The sequence below is a fragment of the Siminovitchia fordii DSM 16014 = CIP 108821 genome, assembly GCF_000374565.1.
GTDB classification, from domain to species: Bacteria; Bacillota; Bacilli; order Bacillales; family Bacillaceae_C; genus Siminovitchia; species Siminovitchia fordii.
This window is the reverse complement of sequence record NZ_KB894707.1, coordinates 1-21,437: the sequence shown is the minus strand read 5'-3', so window position 1 is coordinate 21,437 and position 21,437 is coordinate 1. Positions and strand designations below refer to the sequence as shown.

At 44.7% G+C, this 21,437-nt stretch carries 16 protein-coding genes; all 16 read left to right on the top strand.

The features are described from left to right. Positions 1-6 precede the first annotated feature (6 nt). The 16 genes from C509_RS24920 to C509_RS0119650 all read left to right on the top strand — a co-directional run bounded on the left by C509_RS24920 (position 7) and on the right by C509_RS0119650 (position 21,097). Positions 7-1,290, top strand: coding sequence for an NAD(P)/FAD-dependent oxidoreductase (locus tag C509_RS24920; RefSeq protein ID WP_018708661.1), 1,284 nt, complete (start codon positions 7-9; stop codon positions 1,288-1,290). Positions 1,291-1,468: 178 nt separating this feature from the next. After that, entirely contained in the window at positions 1,469-2,599 is a 1,131-nt protein-coding gene (gene solA / locus C509_RS0119730; RefSeq protein WP_018708660.1) for an N-methyl-L-tryptophan oxidase, read from the top strand. 596 nt (positions 2,600-3,195) lie between these two features. Next, positions 3,196-4,287, top strand: coding sequence for a pyruvate dehydrogenase (acetyl-transferring) E1 component subunit alpha (gene pdhA / locus C509_RS0119725; protein ID WP_018708659.1), 1,092 nt, complete (start codon positions 3,196-3,198; stop codon positions 4,285-4,287). A gap of 1 nt (position 4,288) precedes the next feature. Beyond that, positions 4,289-5,281 carry an alpha-ketoacid dehydrogenase subunit beta gene (locus C509_RS0119720; protein ID WP_018708658.1) on the top strand — a complete coding sequence of 331 codons (993 nt, stop codon included), beginning with the start codon at positions 4,289-4,291 and terminating at the stop codon, positions 5,279-5,281. 12 nt (positions 5,282-5,293) lie between these two features. Continuing rightward, entirely contained in the window at positions 5,294-6,544 is a 1,251-nt protein-coding gene (locus C509_RS0119715; RefSeq protein ID WP_018708657.1) for a dihydrolipoamide acetyltransferase family protein, read from the top strand. A gap of 21 nt (positions 6,545-6,565) precedes the next feature. Then, positions 6,566-7,708, top strand: a complete 1,143-nt coding sequence (locus C509_RS0119710) for a Leu/Phe/Val dehydrogenase (RefSeq protein WP_018708656.1) — start codon at positions 6,566-6,568, stop codon at positions 7,706-7,708. A gap of 633 nt (positions 7,709-8,341) precedes the next feature. Beyond that, positions 8,342-8,761 carry a PaaI family thioesterase gene (locus tag C509_RS0119700; protein WP_018708654.1) on the top strand — a complete coding sequence of 140 codons (420 nt, stop codon included), beginning with the start codon at positions 8,342-8,344 and terminating at the stop codon, positions 8,759-8,761. A gap of 105 nt (positions 8,762-8,866) precedes the next feature. Continuing rightward, the gene (gene nhaC, locus C509_RS0119695; RefSeq protein WP_018708653.1) at positions 8,867-10,306 is read left to right on the top strand and encodes a Na+/H+ antiporter NhaC; all 1,440 of its coding nucleotides are present in this window, start codon (positions 8,867-8,869) and stop codon (positions 10,304-10,306) included. 656 nt (positions 10,307-10,962) lie between these two features. After that, positions 10,963-11,976, top strand: coding sequence for a hydroxyectoine utilization dehydratase EutB (gene eutB / locus C509_RS0119685; protein ID WP_018708651.1), 1,014 nt, complete (start codon positions 10,963-10,965; stop codon positions 11,974-11,976). Positions 11,977-11,997: 21 nt separating this feature from the next. Beyond that, positions 11,998-13,695, top strand: coding sequence for a PucR family transcriptional regulator (locus C509_RS0119680; protein WP_018708650.1), 1,698 nt, complete (start codon positions 11,998-12,000; stop codon positions 13,693-13,695). 694 nt (positions 13,696-14,389) lie between these two features. Further along, a complete protein-coding gene (locus C509_RS0119675) occupies positions 14,390-16,348 on the top strand; it encodes a DUF2207 domain-containing protein (protein ID WP_018708649.1) in 1,959 nt (652 codons plus the stop codon). A 367-nt stretch (positions 16,349-16,715) separates the two neighbouring features. Further along, the gene (gene ehuB, locus C509_RS0119670) at positions 16,716-17,615 is read left to right on the top strand and encodes an ectoine/hydroxyectoine ABC transporter substrate-binding protein EhuB (RefSeq protein ID WP_018708648.1); all 900 of its coding nucleotides are present in this window, start codon (positions 16,716-16,718) and stop codon (positions 17,613-17,615) included. A 92-nt stretch (positions 17,616-17,707) separates the two neighbouring features. Next, positions 17,708-18,352 (top strand): ectoine/hydroxyectoine ABC transporter permease subunit EhuC, encoded by a 645-nt coding sequence (ehuC, locus tag C509_RS0119665; protein WP_018708647.1) that lies wholly within the window; start codon positions 17,708-17,710, stop codon positions 18,350-18,352. Further along, entirely contained in the window at positions 18,349-19,047 is a 699-nt protein-coding gene (gene ehuD, locus C509_RS0119660) for an ectoine/hydroxyectoine ABC transporter permease subunit EhuD (protein ID WP_018708646.1), read from the top strand. The genes ehuC and ehuD overlap by 4 nt, the downstream gene beginning before the upstream one ends. Next, the gene (gene ehuA, locus C509_RS0119655) at positions 19,047-19,880 is read left to right on the top strand and encodes an ectoine/hydroxyectoine ABC transporter ATP-binding protein EhuA (RefSeq protein WP_018708645.1); all 834 of its coding nucleotides are present in this window, start codon (positions 19,047-19,049) and stop codon (positions 19,878-19,880) included. Before ehuD ends, ehuA begins: the two co-directional genes overlap by 1 nt. Before the next feature lie 23 nt (positions 19,881-19,903). Further along, positions 19,904-21,097: a M24 family metallopeptidase gene (locus C509_RS0119650; RefSeq protein ID WP_033370400.1), complete on the top strand. Its 1,194-nt coding sequence runs from the start codon at positions 19,904-19,906 to the stop codon at positions 21,095-21,097. Positions 21,098-21,437: the final 340 nt, after the last annotated feature.

Genomic DNA, 21,437 nt, shown 5'->3' with positions numbered 1-21,437 from the left:
TGAAAAGTGGATTCTCTATCCATGTGGGAGGCAACAGCCGGGGAACGGAAAAGCCGGCCAACTCTGCAGGGCGAACAACATTGCGATATTGTGATCATTGGCGGCGGTTTTTCCGGTCTGTCTACCTCTTATCACTTGCAAAAAATGGGATACCGAACAATAGTGTTGGAGAAAAATACCGTGGGATACGGAGCCAGCGGGAGGAATGGCGGAGAATTGTTAACCGGTTACCACGGGACAATGGAATCTTTTGCACAGAAAAAAGGTTTTGAAACAGCAAAAAAGATGTGGGAACTGTCACTGGACTCCATCGATTTGGTAGAAAACATAACGAAGGAAAACGGAATCTCTTGTGATCTGGTGAGAAAAGGGGATATCCGACCGGCATACAAAGTTTCCCATCTGGAAAAATTCAAAAGAGATCAGGAATACCTGGCCGAGAAATTTAACTTTCATGAAATATCAATCATCGATCGATCCGAAATGAAAACAGAATTGAACACGGACTTTTACCATGGAGCACGGATTAATGAAAGAGGAGCCCATTTTCATCCACTGAAATTTGTGCTTGGCCTTGCAGATGTAGTGGAAGGCTTAGGCGGGAGTATTTTTGAGAATTCAGAAGCTGTAAAAGTTAAAAGAGATTCTGCGGACAAGGTCACCGTCACAACTCCCAATGGACGGGTCATCGCCGATGAAGTGGTCATCGTGACGAATGCCTATGCAGGAAATCTGGATAATACATTGAAAAAATCGGTCATTCCTGTTGAAAGCATCATGATTGCCACAGAGCCATTAACTGAAGAACTCATACAGGAATTAATACCAAAAAACCGAGCGGTTTCTGATTCAAAGAATCTATTATATTACTTCAGGAGAACGGGCGATAACCGTATGGCATTTGGAGGGTCCGGAAGGGCATTGGGCAAGCGGGCCCAAAGAAAGCTATTTGATAATCTACGAGAAGGCATGACCACTGTTTTTCCTCAATTGAAAGATGCACGTGTTGAATATCGTTGGGGTGGGAAAGTCGGATTTACCCAGGATTTTCTTCCGTATATCGGACAGTTGGAAGACGGAACATATTTCGCCTTCGGATATTGCGGCAAGGGGGCAGCGATGGCAGTGATGGCAGGCAAAGTTCTTGCTGAAACTATCCATCATCCTGATCAGGTGAATAATCCGCTAAAAAAAGAGAGCCTGCGTCCAATTCCTTTCCATAGTCAACATGCTAAGGGTGTTGGACTTATGAAATTTTATATGGCATTTCAGGATAAGTACGGGAAATGAAGCTTGCGGATTCCGCAGGCTTTTTTCTTATTGGTAGAATCCCGTTTTGGTTAATCAGCTCAACCTTTTTACGCGATTATTCATTTTTATCTATCCACTCAACTGAAAGGAAACTCAATCTTGATCATTTAAAAAGCCAAAAATATTTTATAATAGGTAGAGAGAGGGGCTGAATAAATTGAACTTTGAAACGATCATTATAGGTGCAGGGTCGATGGGAATGGCTGCCGGGTATTTTCTGGCCAGCCAAGGTAAGAAAGTCCTGCTGATCGATGCATTTGATCCGCCGCATACGGAAGGTGCCCATCATGGCGAAACAAGAATTATTCGCCATGCCTACGGTGAGGGGGAAAATTATGTCCCCATGGCACTTAGAGCGCAAGAGTTGTGGGTGGAGCTTGAGGAAAAATCAAATAAACATCTGTTTCTTCAAACAGGTGTTTTAAATGCAGGCAATCCTGATTCGCTGTTTATCAAAAATGTTGTAAAGAGTGCGGAGACTTATTCGCTGCCTGTTGAGGTTTTGACGGCGGAAGAGATGAAAGCAAAGTGGCCCGGATTTCGCTTTTCGGATGATTATGTCGGTTGTTTTGAAAGAAATTCCGGTGTACTTATGGTCGAGGATTGTGTTAGTGCTTACCGGGAACTTGCCGAGAAAAGCGGGGCTGTTCTTGAGACAAATACGACTGTACAATCAATTGATTGTACAGAATCTGTTGTTACCGTGACAACGGACAACGGAAAGTTTGAATGTGAAAATTTGATTATCACAGCGGGAAAAGGGACAGGTCCTATCCTTTCCACTTTGGGATTGGAGTTACCTCTTCAACCGGTAAGAAAAACATTTTCCTGGTTTGCTTCTGATGAGGCTGTCTATCGTGCAGGCAACTTCCCTGCTTTTGCGGTTAATTACCCAAATTCGGATGAATTGTATTACGGCTTTCCCAGCATCAATGGTGCCGGAGTGAAAATCGGACGGCACGATAAAGGGCAGCCTGTACAACCGGGTGAAAAATTGGCCGATTTTGGAGCGTTTCCTGAAGATGAACAAGATGTAAAAGAGTTTGCGGAGCGCTTTATGTCTAAAGAAATACGCCTGAAATATGGTAAAACTTGTGTCTATACAAATACACCCGACAGCGATTTTATCATTGACAGGCATCCGGATTTGAACAATATTTTCTTCGCCTGCGGATTTTCCGGACATGGATTCAAATTTGCCAGTGCCGTCGGAGAAATATTGAGCCAATTGGTTTTGAATGGAAAAACTGAATTGGATATTTCCGATTTTTCTACGGAAAGGTTTTAGGCAAATAAAAGGATACCGAAGATAAGATCCAAGAGAATCATAGGTGTATAGCTATTAAGAACCGACCTGAGGTTGGTTTTTTTTTTGTTTTTTGTGTTGAGACAACAGACGAAGGTTTATATCAGACCCGGCGGGGGTAATCAGGCCTCCTTATTTGGTTCATGTCCGGCTTTATTCGACTCATAATCTAGCACAATCGGAATATGAATGAGGGTTGCAAGAAATGCATCTTATGGCACGAATTTGCGTAATAACTGTACGAGTAACCCCTTTGTCATGGATCATCAACCTTTGTGTTTGACAATACCATTTGCTTGTCTCCTATCTACCTTGATCCATCTCAAAATAGTTTGGCTCATATTCTTCTTTCCATCCAGCTCACAATCTGTGCAAATTGTATGTGGACTAATTCCTATGTATATATGAAACCTTCGAGCCAGGGGATAGTAATGCTTTAACAGATTAAAAGGTTGATGCTATAAAGAAAAAACGCGTTGAAGCGTGTGTTTGCGCGGAATTTTCATTTATATTAAGCTGAAAAATAATAAGGGATTTTATAAAAAATGCTCTAAAAAAGGATAAAGGAGCGGTAGAAAATGAGAATGACAGAGACAAGGAAATTTGATGCCGAGTTGCAGTTTCCCATGCTTCAGATAGTGGATCATGAGGGAAACCTTGTGAATAGCACGTATAAAAACGAAATCACGAAGGAAATGGCTCAACTGTTTTACCGCCAGATTAAAACGATGCGGTTATTTGATCGGAAAGCCGTAAACCTCCAGCGCCAAGGGCGCCTTGGAACTTATCCTCCGTTTGAAGGGCAGGAAGCGGCTCAAGTTGGAAGCGCTTTAGCATTGGGTGATGAAGATTGGATGTTCCCGACCTACAGGGATCATGCGGCTATGATTACATTTGCAGGTTCATATTATATTTTATCGAACTGGAATGGACGAATTGAGGGAAATGTAGCGCCTAATGGCAAAAAGATCCTCCCGCCATCAGTTCCGATTGCCACACAGCTTCCGCTTGCAGCAGGTGCAGCCATGGCAGCAAAGTTTAAAGGGGACACCACAGCTTCGATTGCCTATTTCGGTGATGGGGCAACGTCCGAAGGCGATTTCCATGAAGGGTTGAATTTTGCAAGCGTATTCAAAGCGCCAGTCGTATTTTTAAATCAGAATAATGGGTATGCGATTTCAGTTCCGATTGAAAAGCAGATGAATTCAAAAACGATTGCCCAAAAATCGGTTGCTTACGATATACCGGGTGTCCGCATTGACGGGAATGACATCTTCGTTGTTTATTTCGAGACAAAAAAAGCACTGGATCGTGCTCGACGCGGCGAAGGCCCGACTTTGATTGAAGCTGTTACATGGAGATATGGTGCTCATACAACAGCTGACGATCCAAAAAAATACCGTGATCAACAGGAAAGTGATGAGCGGAGAAAGTATGATCCGGTCTCCCGGCTTGAGCACTTCATGAAGAAGAATGGCTATTGGGAGGAATCCTGGGCACGTCAGGTTGAAGAAGAGGCAGCAGAAGAAATTGAGGCAGCGGTGAAAGAAATGGAATTGATGCCTCCGCCAAATGTTAATGATCTATATGACCACATGTTTGAAGAAGCTCCATGGCCGATTGCGGAGCATAAAAAACAATATATGGAACATTTGAGAGGTGAGAAATAGAATGCTTGCTACCAATGTGAAACAAATGACGCTGATTCAGGCAGTTACAGATGGATTGCGAACGATGCTGAAGGAAAATGAGGATGTACTTGTCTTAGGGGAAGATGTTGGAAAAAACGGCGGTGTTTTCAGAGCAACGGATGGACTGCAGGAAGAATTCGGAGAAGAGCGAATCATTGATACTCCGTTGAGTGAAGCGGGAATCATCGGAACATCCATCGGGATGGCGATGTACGGGATGAAGCCGGTCGCGGAAATTCAATTCCTGGGATTCGTTTATCCGGCCTATGAGCAGATCATGACCCATGCGACACGCATGCGCTATCGTTCAATGGGAGAATTCACAGTGCCGATGGTGATTCGCGCACCATATGGCGCTGGAGTGCGCGCCCCGGAAATCCACTCGGATAGTGTGGAAGCATTGTTCACCCATATGCCCGGAATCAAGGTGGTTTGCCCATCCAATCCATATGATGCAAAAGGTTTGCTCATTTCTGCCATTGAAGATCCGGATCCGGTCCTATTTTTGGAGTCCCTTCGGCTGTACCGCTCGGTAAGAGGAGAGGTTCCGGAAGGAAAATATACGGTAGAAATCGGAAAAGGGGCCCGATTAAAGGAAGGGGAAGATGTTACCATCATTGCCTGGGGAGCGATGATACCGATCGCTATGAAAGCTGCCGAGCAGGCAGAGGAAACAGGCATCACCTGTGATGTGATCGACTTGCGGACATTATATCCGATTGACAAAGACATCATTGCGGAATCGGTCCAAAAGACGGGGCGCTGTGTTATTGTACATGAAGCACATGGTACGGGCGGACTCGGGAATGATATCGTTTCGATCATCAATGATACATCTTTCTTATATATGAAATCTCCAATTGAACGGGTCACAGGGGCAGACGTCCATGTGCCGTTCTGGGCTTTGGAAGAGCATTACCTGCCTACTCCTGTACGTGTAAAGGAAGCAATTGATAAAGTCATCCATTTTTAAGGAGGGATTTGTATGATCGAGGTAAAATTGCATGATATTGGCGAAGGGATGACGGAAGGGGATATTTTATCGTACCTTGTAAAAGAAGGCGACAATGTCAGCGTTGACCAACCGCTTGTCGAGGTACAGACGGAAAAGATGGTGGCGGAATTGACGTCGCCAGCAAACGGTACCGTCAAAGAAATTCTGATTGATACAGGGAAAACGATTACTGTCGGTACAACCATATTGACTATCGCCTCTGAGCAAAGTGCAGATTCTACTCCCGCGGAAGAGGAAGCAGCGGCAACAATAGTATCGGCTGCACCTCAACAAAAATCGATGATCATGGAAAGGCCAAAGGGCGATCCGCTTTCCAACAGGGTGAAGGCAGCTCCTTATACAAGGAAAGTAGCAAGGGAAAATGGTGTTGATATTACACTTGTTGAAGGAACGGGCCGTGCGGGCAGGATTACGGTTGAAGATGTCCTTCGCTACGTGGAAAAAAGAAATAACGGCCAGACGAAAACGGAGGCAATACCTGTGGAAACTCCATCCATTGAAAAGGAGACTTCATCACAGGCTGGCGAGCAATTTGACACGATTCCATTCAAAGGCCGGCGGAAGCAAATAGCAATGAAAATGAGCCAGTCGCTTTTTACAATACCGCATGTTTGCCATTATGAAGAAGTCGACATGACTGAGCTTCTCAATTTCCGCAAAGAGTTAAAAGCGATGGATGAAAATATTTCTGTTGCGGCGTTTTTTATTAAGGCTCTTGCCATTGCGTTAAAAGAGTACCCTGTTTTCAATGCCAAATTGGATGAAGAGAATGAAGTGATACGCCTTGAAAAATCCGTCCACATGGGAATCGCTGCGGATGCGGATGAAGGCCTGATCGTTCCTGTCATCCGGGATGCAGATAAAAAATCACTCCGTACCATCCATCAGGAAATGAAGGAATTGAACGAGAAGGCGAAAGAAAATAAACTGTCAGTACGTGAAATCACAGGCAGCACTTTTACAATCAGTAACGTCGGTCCGATGGGGAGTATTGGAGCGACACCGATCATCAATTTTCCTGAGACAGGTTTAATGGCCTTTCATAAAACGAAAAAGATGCCTGTTGTCAATGAACACGACGAGATTGTCATTCGATCCATGATGAATGTAACGATGACATTTGATCACCGTGTCGCCGATGGCGGTACAGCGATCGCTTTTACCAACCGCTTTAAATCCCTGATTGAAAATCCAAAAAAATTAATGCTGGAGCTTGTCTAGAAAATGAATGGAGGAATACAAATGGCAAAACAGCTTGAAAAGTCATCAGTCGGCAATGAGGATATTTTTCAAAAAATAGCGAATCACGAACAAGTCGTCTTCTGCAATGATCCGGCGTCTGGCCTGCAGGCAATCATCGCTATTCACGATACAACACTTGGTCCTGCACTAGGCGGGACTCGGATGTATCCATATAAAAATGTGGATGAAGCACTTGAAGATGTGCTTCGCCTGTCAGAAGGAATGACATATAAGTGTGCTGCGGCCGATATCGATTTCGGCGGCGGGAAAGCTGTCATTATCGGTGATCCGGAGAAGGATAAATCCCCGGCATTATTCCGTGCATTTGGACAATTCGTGGACTCTCTCAACGGAAGGTTCTATACAGGTACTGATATGGGGACAACAATGGATGATTTTGTCCATGCACAGAAAGAGACAAAATTTATCAACGGTATTCCAGAGCAGTACGGAGGAAGCGGAGACTCCTCCATTCCTACGTCCAAAGGGGTCATCTATGCGCTTAAAGCGACAAATCAGTATTTGTTTGGCAGCGACAGCCTTTCAGGAAAAACATATGCCATCCAAGGACTGGGCAAGGTGGGATATAAGGTTGCGGAACATCTCCTGGAAGCAGGTGCCAATTTATTTGTGACCGATATACATGAAGATGTCCTGAATTCAATCAAGGAAAAATCAAAAGAGATCGGCGGTTCAGTAACGATTGTAAAAAGTGATGAAATCTATAGTGTGGAAGCGGATGTATTTGTTCCTTGTGCGATGGGGGGCGTGATCAATGATGAAACGATCCCAAGATTGAAAGTGAAGGCCGTCGTCGGATCAGCTAATAATCAGCTCAAAAATCTCTCCCATGCTGACGTACTGAATGAAAAAGGGATTCTGTATGCACCTGATTACATCGTCAATGCAGGAGGATTGATCCAGGTTGCCGACGAATTATACGGTCCGAATAAGGAGCGGGTATTGCTCAAGACAAAAGGAATTTACCATTCTCTTCTGGAAATTTTTCAACAGGCAGAACTTGATTGCGTTACTACGGTGGAAGCGGCAAACAGAAAATGTCAGAAGACAATTGAAGATCAGCGGAACCGGAATAGTTTCTTTTCTAGAGGCCGCAGGCCGAAATGGAATATAAAAGAATAGTTTATGAAGGCGTAAACATAAATGGAAAACGTAAGCGCCTGTTCATAGACGTACAGACTGAGCTAAAATGTGGAAGACGGCCGTTTAGGGGCGACAAGCGCTGGCCACCTCCAAGCCCCATATCATGTGGAGTCGGTGGCACTAGGACGTCCTGTCCATCGGAGGTCAATCCAGTGAAGTCGTTCTTTGACTTCTTTGGATTGACCGAAGCGACCTCGAGCCCCTGCCGTCTGCAATTAGACTGGAGTGGCTTCGACGAGATAAAGGAACACGGCGACGAAGGCCGCCTCAAAGCGCGACGTCCTGTCGCATCGCTTGCACTAGTACTTCCTGTACGTCGGAGCCGATGTTGACTTATCGTAGGAGAAGGTGCGAAGTCTGTTAGTCGATAGGCGTTGGAGCTAGACAATAGGAAAAGCGGAAACGCCTGATCATCGACGTACAGACTGGAGTTCCTTCGACGAGATAAAGGAAACACGTGGAACGAAGTGAAGCGATGTTGACTTATCGTAGGAGAAGGTGCGAAGTCTGTTAGTCGATAGGCGTTGGAGCTAGACAGAGCACATCTTTTTCTAACAGAGAACTAGTCTAATTTGATGCTTTTTTTAACAGGAAGAGGGAGGAGCTGGTCAGATGAACAAATATGAAACAATTGATCTTATGGAAGTGGCCAATAACGGGGCCACCCCCCCAAATTGCGATCTTACCCTACAAATTAAGCCAGTATTCGCTAAGAATGGAAAATCGAAAGGAATTTGGGAAGTGGATGAAAAGTTCCTAAATGGGCTTGGCGTGACTATGGGTGGATACCTTGCTTCAGCGGCTGATATCATGATGGCATATGCCGTTTCGTCACAACTGGAGGAAAGCCAGACATTTGCCTCCATTGATTTGCATACAACCTTTCACCGGCCGGTTTTTCCGGGAACGGTAGAGGTGTATGCATCAGTTGAAAGGCTAGGCAGAAAAGTGGCCTATCTGACAGCGGAATTGGTTCAGAATGACAAAAAAGTAGGTAACGCCGTTTCATCCGTCATGATCATTGAAAAATAAAGAAGATTTTGGAAAAATGCCAATTGAACTGGAAGACACGAATGAAGTGTATAATATATAGATCAGTTCATTCGTTGTAATAAAAAACGGAGGTCTTCGTTCTTCATGAGTTCTCAAAAGCAATTAAACATATACTTTGCCTTAGCTCCTATTGTGATCCTTACCATTTTGGCGGCGCTGTCCATCTTCAAATGGGATGCAGGCATGTTTATTCCATTACTGGGCGGCATCATTGCCACTGGCATTGTTGGAATGATGGCAGGGTTCAAATGGACAGATCTCGAAAAGTTTATTGCCCAGGGGGTAGCCAGGGCCTTGCCTGCTATTTTCATACTGTTTCTTATCGGTGTCATCATCGGTACATGGATTTTAAGCGGTGTAATTCCAAGCATTATCTACTATGGACTTGGAATTCTCAGCCCGAAAATTTTTCTTCCGGCGGTGGCCCTTATTACAGGGATTGTTTCCATGACGCTTGGAAGTTCATTCACTTCTATTGCAACAGTTGGACTTGCATTGATGGCGATTGGCGAAGGTTTGGGCTTTCCTTCGGCTATCGTGGCCGGCGCGGTCATTTCCGGCGCGTTTTTGGGGGATAAGCTTTCACCATTATCAGATACAACGAATATTGCACCTGTCATGGCCGATACGGACTTGTTCAGTCATATCCGTCATATGCTATGGGATACGATTCCGGCATTTGCGATTTCCCTAGTACTGTATTGGGTTGTCGGTCTTAATTATTCAGCAGGCGCAGCAACGGATGGACAAGTCCAGGAGATCATGCTTGGGTTGGAAAAGTTATTTCTGATTAACCCGCTGCTTCTGATTTTGCCTTTGCTTACATTTTATATCGTTTTCAAACGGATGCCAGCTGTCCCTTCACTTATATTCATCAGTGCGCTGGGGGCACTGATCGCCTTACTTGTACAGGGAAGCAATATAAGCCAAATTGTAAATGTGATGACAGACGGGTATAAAGTGGATTCAGGAATTAAAACGATTGATTCTCTTCTGAACCGTGGCGGCATCACCTCTATGCTTCCGACCATCGGTCTTGTTGTTCTGGCAACAGGATTGGGTGGCATATTGGATGGCACCGGAGCCTTTAAGCGAATTATCGATGCGGTGGCTCATAAGATCAAGAGCACGGGTTCGCTGATCCTGTCCACCATTTCATCAACATTTTTAGTCGGCTTGGCAAGCGGAGAACAGTATTTGTCCATCATTCTTCCGGCAAGGACCTTCCGGGACAAGTTTAAAGAACGCGGCCTGGATACGAAAAATCTGTCCAGATGCGTGGAAGCGGCAGGAACTGTTGGCATTACACTCATCCCATGGAGTGTACCTTCCATTTTTGCCACACAGGTTTTGGGTGTGAGTGCAATGGCATTTATCCCGTTCATCTTTTTCGCTTTTCTTGTCCCTGTCATTAATATCATCTACGGGTATTTGGATATTTCCATCGCAAGAAAAGATTATTCACACGAAGAAATTTCCAATCAAGGACTTGCAAAGAATTCAGCTCTTAAAAGTATCATGTAAGGGTTTCGTTATGAAAGGCCACTCATCCCGGTTTTGGGGTGAGTGTTTTTTGGTTACTATTTTGGTTCTATTAGGAATAGAGATACTATCCGATGTTCAACTAAAACTATTCGTTAAAGAAAGTCTTATTAAAATAATTTTGAAAAATAGACAGGTATGGGACGTTTCCTGTACCTGTTTTGCATGAAGTAGTTTTTAAACTTTTTCCTTCACCTGGCCGGCTAATTCTCATACAACTTGTATAACCTAGTTCAATAAAGTTCGTACAATATGATAATTGTATGGTCGTCTTTCAATAAATATAATGATTGGGAATATTTGATTACTTGATTTTTTTAAGCCACAAAATAGCAACAATTTAAATCCAAAATTGTGTTTAAAACACGGTTTGGGGAGACATTTATTTGTTTATTTTTTTTGAAGTAAAGGATAAACATCTTTTTTGAAAAAAATGGAAAATTTTAATTTGTAAGATTCATTTCTTGTCCAGGTCCAACGCTCTGTCGCCACTAAACGGCCGTCTTCCACATTTCATCTCAGTCTGCACGTCGATGAACAGGCGCTCGAGCCTTTCTTATTTTCAGAAAAAAATTAAGGGGAAAATATGATACTATTAAAATAGCGCTTTCAATTTAAGCGTTCAAGGGGGAAGTGCTTTGAATAAAGTGCAGCGTTTTTCAAAAGTTGATGGTTTGACTTTCCAAAAAGTTTTTGAAGCAAGAAAAAGAGTATATCAAATCGTAAAACCTACTCCATTTTTCCACTCTATTCCGTTGTCAGAACGTTCTTCTTCACAAGCTTATCTTAAACTGGAAAATTATCATGAAATCGGAGCCTTTAAAGTGAGAGGGGCTGCAAATAAAATTTTAAAATTGTCTACTGAAGAAAAAAAGAGGGGAGTGGCCACGTTTTCCACGGGAAACCATGGACTTGCTGTTGCTTATGTAGCTAAAAAGCTTGGTATAAATGCAACCGTATGTATTTCGCGCAGGGTCCCAAAGGCAAAGGTGGATGCCATTAGCAGGGCAGGCGCTCATATTGAAGTTGTCGGAGACAGCCAGGATGATGCAGGAGAATTTTGTTATGAACTGGAACAAAAGCATGGTTTAACGGTGATCAAGCCTTTCGATGATCCGGATATTGTTACCGGTCAGGGGACAATTGGCCTAGAAATGACGGAAGAAGTGCCAGATCTTGAAGCGGTTGTCATCCCGTTATCTGGCGGGGGATTGTTTGCGGGCGTTGCGCTGGCGTTGAAATCATACAATCCTGACATTCAAGTGTTTGGTGTCTCGATGGAACGGTCACCTGTCATGTATGAGAGCATCAAAGCAGGAAAGCCGGTTGTGCTAGAGGAGCAGCCGACGCTTGCTGACAGTCTACTTGGAGGCATCGGATTGGACAATCAGTACACATTTGAAAGCGTTAAACAATATGCCGATGACCTGATCCTTGTCTCAGAGGAGGAAATTGCCGAAGCCATGGGGTTCGTGGCAGACGAGCACCGGATGATTGTCGAAGGGGCAGCGGCTACTGGGGTTGCGGCTATTTTACAGAAGAAGCTGAAATCGGAGTTTGCCAAAGTGGGCACAATCATCACGGGGAATAATGTTGATCTCTCTGTCATTTCAAAGGTCATACAGGAATACGAATATAAACTGCAGAAATAACGATAGACAGGGGTGGACGGTTTGAACTTGTCTTTGATGGATGTTCTTAAGTTTCCTATTTTCGAAACTGCCAAAATTGTCACAGGAAAAAATGAACTCAGGAAGAAATCGGTTGAGTGGGTATCAGTCATCGAAAGTCCAGTTGAAAACTTTGTCCGAGAAAATGAGTTGGTTCTAAGTACAGGCATCGGCTGTTACACGGATCCACATTTGTTTTTTGAATTTGTCAAAGATGTCTATGAATCTGGTGCTTCTGCGCTTGCAATCGCCACGGGGCATTATATTTACCGGATTCCGGAAGAGATCGTCGATTTTGCGGAAGAGAATCAATTTGTCATTTTGGATTTGCCATGGGAAATTCGGTTTGCCGACATTATCCATGAGATAACGAGCGCAATTAATCGGCTGCAGCAGGATGAACTGATCAGGCTGAAAGAAGTGCAGCAAGAGTTAATAGAGATGTTTTTAACAAAAAAGCCTTTTACATCTATCGTTAGCGTCATTGAAAAGGAGCTAGGTCTGCCGGTGCTCGTCATGAATAATAGAGGGAATGTGGCAGGAGGCTCCGCTCATATAAGGGATGTCTGGCGGATGTGGAACGATATGAAAAAAAGCGAGGATGAGGAAGAGTCCCATCATCCGATTTTTTCCAAAATGAGGCGGGGGGAATCGAAAGATGCAAAGCTGTTTCATATGAAAATCCAGTCTAGTGAACAAAATCAAGGTGATTTTTTCGTTGTTGCACCGCCCTCCTATAAGATGAAATTGCGGGAAGCCAATCTCATTGAGCAGGCAGTCATGGTTTGTGCATTGTGGCTGACAAGTGAAAATGCCATAGCCGAAAATAAAAATATGCTGCAAAAAGAATTTGTCCTACGTCTAACGAAAGAAGAGGAAATTCCTGAACAGACTATAAAAGAGAAGGCCCAGGAACTGGGGCTCGAAATAGATTTGCCATATGAGTGTCTGATCGGCTATCCTGAAAATTTGGAATCGCTCTTTTACCAGGAGGCAAATAATAATAATCAGACAAAGAAATCCTGGCTGGAAAATATGATGGCGTATATTGAAATGGAATTGTACGATGCTGCCCTGAGCATAAACCGACAAGCGATGTATGCTCAGGAAGATGGCAAGATGATCGTCTTTTTACAAACGAGTGAGATTGCTGCACAATCCACTTCCAATGGGACAATCAATCAGTTTCTTGATTTGGTCGACCGGAGGTTGAACAAGCTTCTTCCAGGTGTAGTCGTTTCGTGGGGGATAGGCAAACATCAAGAGGGGATCTTGTCTTTTTATAGAAGCTACAATAAAGCCGCTTCCGCTTTGGAAGTGGGCAGAAAGCAAAAAGGGATTGGAAAACGCTACCATTTTGATAATACAAAAATCAGCAGGCTGATCTTAAATTTGTCCCAAAATGAAGAAGTCCAGGAAATCACGATGTCGACCATTTCACCTTTGATCGAATATGACGAGAAGAGGGAAATGGATTTGATTAACACCTTCATTGCCTATAATGAGAATGCCGGAAATGTGAGCCAGGCGGCCCGTGTACTTAACCTGCATCGGCAATCGTTATTATACAGGCTTAGGAAGATTGAATCGTTGACCAATCTATCATTGACGAACCCGGATGATGTATTTTTATTGGATTTCAGCATAAAAATTTGGCTAAGCAGTGGAGACCGGAATCGTTCTGATCAACAAATCATATAGAATTGCGAAAAACGAACTAGGTGTCTGGTTCGCAGGCTGTCGAAAAATTCTCGACAGCCTTATTGGCACGCCATTGAATATACCCATAAGTCATGGACTAAAAAATAATCCTAAAATCTATTTTCTATCTAATGTAAGTGGTGGCGCAGATACTGTAAGCAGATTTGCGTTTACGGGTGGCTCCATAAAGTTCATTTATACCATATGGTAACTAAAAGAGATAACGAATAAGTTCACAAAACGCTTTAAAGGAAAGGTTAAATTCACTGACAACATATTAGTTTAAATGGGATATTCAATGATTTATTTGCTAATATAGAAGATGAATATTTGGAAGCTGAGACTTACTGTGGGATCACCTTGAAGACGAATTGTAAGTCAATACCTTGGAAAATATGATTAAACGGGAAGAATACATAAATTACAAGCCATATAGCATTCAGAAACTTTACCTTTTGACACGGTACCAGGAAAGTTAATGGAACATATTGGTAAAACCTTGCTCAACTTTCGGGTGCTCTTCCTGGATGGACTGCGCTCTTTTTATGTATCGGGCCAAAGTCACTTCTGGGCTTTATAACATAATATAGCTTTAAATTAGATAGAAATATCGGAATTATCCTTATGGAAACAACAACTATATAGAGAGTTTCTGCTAGCCATATGATAGAAAAAGAATAGGGGAGGGGCGGTTTTGAAAAGAATTTATTTGATTACCATGTTTATATTACTTTGTTTTTTATTGGCTGCCTCCCCAGTCGACGCCCGCACTTTTTCTATAGACAAAGTGCATATTAAGGCATGGATCCAGCCAAATGGAGATCTAATTATCAATGAGTTTTTTTCCTATACATTTGACGGCGAATATAACAGGGTGAGGAGATCTGTTCATCTGGATGGTCATGATGGCGTCAAAAATTTTGAGGCCTATGAGCTGCTGAACCAAGATAGGGTACCGGGATTTATCGATAGGGGTGAGTTGCGTCCACTAGAAGTGCAGCAGGACGGCAATGACCTTTTTGCGGAGCTTCATGCCATCAATGAAACCAAAACGGCCCTCTTTATATATGAATTGAAAAATGCAGTCCGTTCATACGATGCATACAGCGATTTGACCATTCCATTTTTTGGGACCGGCAAAAACCATGGTGCTGATTTACAGAACGTAACCATCGATTTTGTTTTTCCTGAACCAGTTGGTACCGACGATTACCATGCTTTCATCCACGAGCCGGACGGTGAGTTATTGGAAAAAACGGAGGAGGTGGTAAGATTTTATACGCCCGTATCTCAAAAGCGCGAACTGACGGAAGTAAGGCTGTTGTTTCCGTCGGCCATTATGAAAAAACAAAGCAAACAAACGGCTCCCGTCAGCCTTGAAAATATCCTCAAAGAGGAGAACAAGCTCGTTCACGCTGAAACAGAAAAAATGGAGGCGCACTCGAAAGTCGTTCGCTTACTATATGCCATCACAGTTCTTTTTGCTCTGATGGCACTTGGACTAGTGTTTCTACCACAGCGTATTGGCCGGGGAAGCGGTAATCACGGCGATCTGCTCATGTACGACCCTCTTGAGCTGTATGTGATTGACCGGGCGGGAAAAAAGGATGATTTTGCTTTTTTGGCCGGTATTCTTTCTCTCGTCGACAAAGGTCTTGTCACCATCAGTGATACGAAAACTCTAATTCGGTTTGCTCAGGACGGGGAAGCACCGGCTCGCACGCTCAGCTTTGCATTCCGTCAAGGTTTAAAGCAAATGTCAGAAAGTGAGAATATACTTCTGGATTGGCTGTTTACACGAAAAGTAAAAGGCGGCATCCGCATTTTTTCCATGAATAATATATACGGGGCAACACAAACAGAGAAAAAAGAAAGAAAAGAAATGTACGGTTATTACTTGAGGCGATTCCGATTTATGCAGATGGAAAGGCGCTGGTTTCACCGCGTCATTCTGAACATAAAAGGCTCGGGACTCGTCCGCGGAACGTTTTGTCGCATCGCAGGCAGGTTTTTGATGATTTCGATCATGGCTGGAATTGTTCTCGCCTACTTCGTGAATTCGGCTCCGGGCTTTGGGATTTTATTGTATACAGCGGTATCAGGCTATCTACTGAAAAAAGGGTGGGCGGCAGAAGGGCGCTCCCAAATGTTCTTGATTTTGGCTATTTCACTGCTCGCCGCTATATTTATTATTGACACAGGTCAACGTGTTCCCTACATTTTGTTCGTATTATCTGGTTCCCTGCTGTTTGCTGCATTGCCGGAATTTTTACTGTCAACTGAGGCGGCCCGAATTCGAGCTGATATCCGGATGTTCAGAAGGCAGCTTAAACAAGAAGGTATACCTTCCATGGAAGATGATGCGAATCTGGAGCGGAGGATGGGACTTGCTCTCATTTTAAGGGCAAAGAAGTTTACAATCCAACCGAAGGAATCGGAAGAATGGATGAAGGCTGCCCCTTTATCCGCCTTTATTCTTTCTGAAGGAAATCCGATGAACTATTTATTCGAAACTTGGAAATTAAGCAAACCCCCGCTCACTTTTTATAAGACGAACAAGCCGCAGGGCAAAGACAACAGTTCATCCTTTGATGGTGGCAGCGGAGGAGGAAGCTATGGCGGCGATTCCGGCGGCGGTGCGGGAGCTGACTGAGGATGAAAGCGGGGTTCATAATGCCTCGCTTTTTATCATGCAGCGCGGGCTCAACGAGCCTTTAATTGTTATTTGGTGAAAGTCCAATATAAGTAAGTGCCAGGACGCTCAGTAGCCGTACAACGTTTTCTTGAGTATTGGTCAATCCTTGAATTATGCTTCCCAGGAAAATGAGAACGAGTTAATCAAATTGTATAAAAGCAGTTTAAAAAAGTTCATACAGTTTCAATAATGTTTTTTACTTACTGAATAATTATAATAAATGCAAATGTAAGCACTTACATATGTTGGCCGCCTGAAAGGAGAGGATTTTTTTAGGGACGGCCTGTTATCGAAGGCTACAAAAATTTATGGGGGTTTTGACGAAATGAAAAAATGGTCATTGATTTTAATTGCTGGTTTATTGATTTTGCTCGGTGCCTGTGGAAACAGCAGTGAAAGTACGGGCGGCAATGATAGCGGCAAAGATTCTAAAGCGCAAACGTCCACACTTGATCGCCTTAAAGAAGAGGGAAAGGTGAAGCTTGGCGTGGCGAATGAAAAGCCATATGGTTATAAAACTTCTGACGGTGAAGTGACTGGGGTTGCTCCTGAAATCACCAAAGCGGTTTTCAAGGAAATGGGCATTGATGTGGTCGAAGGGGAAGTGACGGAATTCGGGTCTTTGATCCCGGCATTGCAAGCGGAACGCTTTGATGTAGTCACCGCTGGCATGGACATCCGTCCGGAACGCTGTGCAGAAGCAGCGTTTGGCGATGTAGAGATTCGCTATGGTGAAGGCATGGCCGTTCAAAAAGGAAATCCGAAGAAATTGCACAGCTACGAAGACATTGCGAAAAATCCTGATGTGAAAGTATCCATTATGGCTGGGGCAAACCAGCATGAATTCCTGAAAGAACTTGGTGTCAAAGACAATCAGATTGAAACAGCTGACAGCATATCCTCCAACATCGCTGCGGTCAGCTCGGGCCGTGTGGATGCAACAGTCATGACGGAAGCTACGCTTCGCGAGGCGGTTGCATCGGCGGACCAATCCAAAGTGGAAGAGGTCAAGCCGTTCACGCAGCCTGAAATTGGCGGGGAAAGTGTCATGAGCTATGGGGCTGCTGTCTTTAGAAAAGAGGATAACGAATTGAGGGAAGCATACAATGCTGAGCTGAAAAAGCTGATCGATTCAGGGAAGATCCTTGAAATTTTCGAGGAGTTCGGATTTGGAGAGGACAACCTTCCGGATGACGTAACGACTGAAGATCGCTGTGCAAAGTAATACAATCAACATAGGCGGGGTCTTTCGAAAGGACTCTGCTTTACTGATTAATACAACTGGATGTAAGGAGGTTGTTAGCGATTGATACTTACATGATGTTTTTGCCGGAGCTGTTACGTGGGGCAGGTATTACGATCAAAGTTCTCCTGCTGTCTGCAGTTTTCGCTTTTCTATTTGCATTTATCGCCGGGCTTGGCCGGGTCTCGCGTTTTTGGATTGTGCGCTTTTTGATGGGCGCCTTGGTGGAGCTGTTCAGGGGAACGTCCTTGCTTGTACAGATGTTTTTCTTCTTCTTTGCGCTTCCGGCTTTCGGAGTGGAGCTGTCTCCGTTTGCCGCAGGTGTCCTGGCTTTGAGCCTAAACTACGGGGCATACGCCTCGGAGATTGTCCGGGGAGCGATCTTGTCAGTGCCCGGCGGACAGACGGAAGCAGGCATCGCGCTGAACATGACTCGTTGGCAGCGCATGAGACTTGTCATTCTGCCTCAGGCGTTCCGCCTGATGCTGCCGGGATTCGGAAACAATTCGATCGAGCTGCTCAAGGGGACGTCGCTTGTTTCCTTGGTCACTTTGGCCGATATGACGTTCCAGGCCCGGATTCTAAAAGACAACTATACCGGAGACCAGGTGGAGATCTTCACCATGCTGCTTCTCCTATACTTTGTCCTTGCGCTGCCGCTCATCTTCGGCGCGCGCTGGCTTGAGAAAAGGGCTGCGAAGGGGGTAGCGGTCAGATGACTTGGGACTGGAATTTTGCCATGGAGATTTTTCCGAGGATTTTCAAGGCGATGTGGATCACACTCGGTGCTACAGTGGCCGCCTATCTGATCGCTTTGACACTGGGTCTTGTGCTTACATTAATTCGGAGGACCAGCTTTAAACCGCTCAAGTGGCTGATGGTCGGCTTCATCGAGTTTGTGCGGAGTACACCGCCGCTTGTACAGCTATTCTTCCTTTTTTATGCATTTCCACAGATTCCGTATATTGGCTTTACGCTTAGTCCATTCATGACGGGAGCCCTCGGACTTGGCATCCATTACAGCACCTATGTGTCGGAAATCTACCGTTCTGGGATCGATTCGATTCCGAAAAGCCAGTGGGAGGCTAGCACCGCACTGAATTTCTCCAAGTCCCACACATGGATGAAGGTCATTTTGCCGCAGGCAATCCCGCCTGTCATTCCAATGCTCGGGAACTATCTGATTGTTCTGTTCAAGGAGACGCCGCTGCTATCTGCAATCCTCGTTGTAGAGATGCTACAGACGGCCAAAATCATCGGCTCGGAAACATGGCGTTACCTGGAGCCGATCACCATTGTGGGGCTGCTGTTCCTGCTGCTGAGCTATCCGGCATCACTGCTTGTTCAGCATGTGGAGAAAAAGGTCAACAGAAGCAGAGGAAGACAACAAACGAATAAAGGAGTGAGCGCGTGATGGCAGCGATGCAGGATGCAATCCGCGAAGAAATGAATGAGATACCTGAAGCCGCGCCGGATCGGCCGGTCGTCCGCTACAGGGACATCCGGAAATCGTTCGGCGACTTCGAAGTCCTAAAAGGGCTGGACCTGGATGTGAAACAGGGGGAGAAGATCACGATCATCGGGCCGAGCGGCTCGGGGAAGACGACGATCATCCGGATGCTCATGACGCTGGAGGAACCGACATCCGGTGTGATCGAAGTGGACGGCGAGCCGCTTTGGCATCAGGAGGTCAAGGGGGAGCTTGTCCCTGCTGGTGAAAAGCATCTGCGGAAAGTGCGCGGTAAGATTGGCATGGTGTTTCAACAGTACAATCTGTTTCCGCATATGACTATATTAAAGAACGTGACGGAGGCCCCGGTCCATGTGCTGGGTATGTCTAAGAAAGAGGCGAAAGAGAAGGCGCTGGCGATGCTGGAAAAAGTCGGACTCAAAGACCACGTACACAAATATCCGATTCAGCTGTCGGGCGGACAGCAGCAACGGGTGGCGATTGCCCGGGCGCTTGTCATGGAGCCCAAGGTGATGCTCTTTGACGAGGTGACATCGGCGCTTGACCCCGAGCTTGTTGGAGAAGTGCTTGGCGTCATCAAAGATATCGCCCATACAACGAACATGACGATGATCCTTGTGACGCATGAGATGGACTTTGCCCGTGAGATCTCCGACCGGGTTGTATTCATCGACAAAGGGAAGATTGTGGAGCAGGGCCGGCCGGAACAGGTGCTGGAAAATCCAAAAACTGAGAGACTAAATTCATTTTTAAGGCGTTTTCGAAACGGGTATTAAAATAATTAGTAGTGAAGGAAGGGATGGATTTGTTATCGTTTAATAAATTGGAGTATAAAGAAAGGCTTGAAAAGACAAAACAACGCATGGTGGCGGAAGGGATAGATGTTCTGCTTGTGACTGATCCGGCAAACATGAGCTACTTGACTGGCTATAATGCATGGTCCTTTTATGTTCATCAACTCCTCGTTGTAATTATTGATGAAGAACAGCCTTTTTGGATTGGAAGGGGACAGGATGCAAGCGCAGCAAAACATACTACGTGGCTTGATGATACCCATATCATTCCTTATGACGATGATTATGTACAATCAACGGTCAAGCATCCTATGGATTTCGTCTGTGATATTTTGAGAGAAAAAAAGCAGGATAAACTAACAATCGGCGTAGAAATGGATGCTTATTATTTTACTGCAAGAAACTATGTACAATTGACGAGTGGACTCCCGAATGCAACTTTTAAAGACGGAACGAATCTCGTGAACTGGGTCCGTATCGTTAAATCGGACCAGGAAATTGAATACATTAAGCGAGCAGCTAAAATTGCAGAAAAAGCAATGGGCGCAGCTGTTGATTCAATTAATGAAGGTGTGCGTCAATGTGATGTTGTTGCAGCTATCTCCCATGCACAGATCAGCGGTACAGAAGATTTTGGCGGAGATTATCCTTCGATTGTTCCGCTATTGCCTACAGGAGAAAAAACCTCGGCCTGTCATTTGACGTGGACGGATGATGTTTTCAATGACGGGGATCCCGTCATAATAGAATTGGCCGGCTGCTATAAACGTTACCACGCTCCATTGGCACGAACAGTTGTAGTGGGGAAGCCGACTGATCAGATGCAACACATTGCCGCTGCAGTAATTGAGGGACTGAACGCTGCGCTGGATGTGGCAAGGCCTGGTGTAACATGCGAGGAAATTGAACTGGCTTGGCGCAAATCTATAGAAAAAAGCGGAATCAAAAAAGAATCGAGGATTGGATATTCGATTGGCCTCAACTACCCGCCTGACTGGGGAGAGCACACAGCGAGTCTACGGCCGAGAGATTACACCATTTTAAAACCGAATATGACGTTCCACCTGATACCTGGAATATGGCTGGAAAATGTCGGTATTGAAATAAGTGAATCTTTCCGGGTCACGGAAAATGGATGTGAAGTACTGGCAGATTTTCCAAGGGAGCTGCTGATCCAACCAAACATCAGGCTGGCGTAGGAGCAGAACGGCGTCACAAAAAAATGAAAAGCAAGTGATCATATGGAAACATGTGACGCTTGTTTTTTGGTGTATGGGAAGGAAAACGACGATGTGTCAGTTTTGAGGAGCGGCATACTTTGGCGAATCAAAGTATGAAGACTTAGATTTAAAGAGTGAAACCTTTAATCCAAGTGTGAAACTTTGGCTTCTGAGATCTCCCGGTTTAATGGAGGATTATTCAGTCTTTATGTCGCTACCCGGGTGCTTCCGCTTTTCTAACTGTCTAGCTCCGGGCTCCAGCGACTAGCAGACTTCGCGGACTTCTCCTACGATAAGTCAACATCGCTCCACTGCGTTC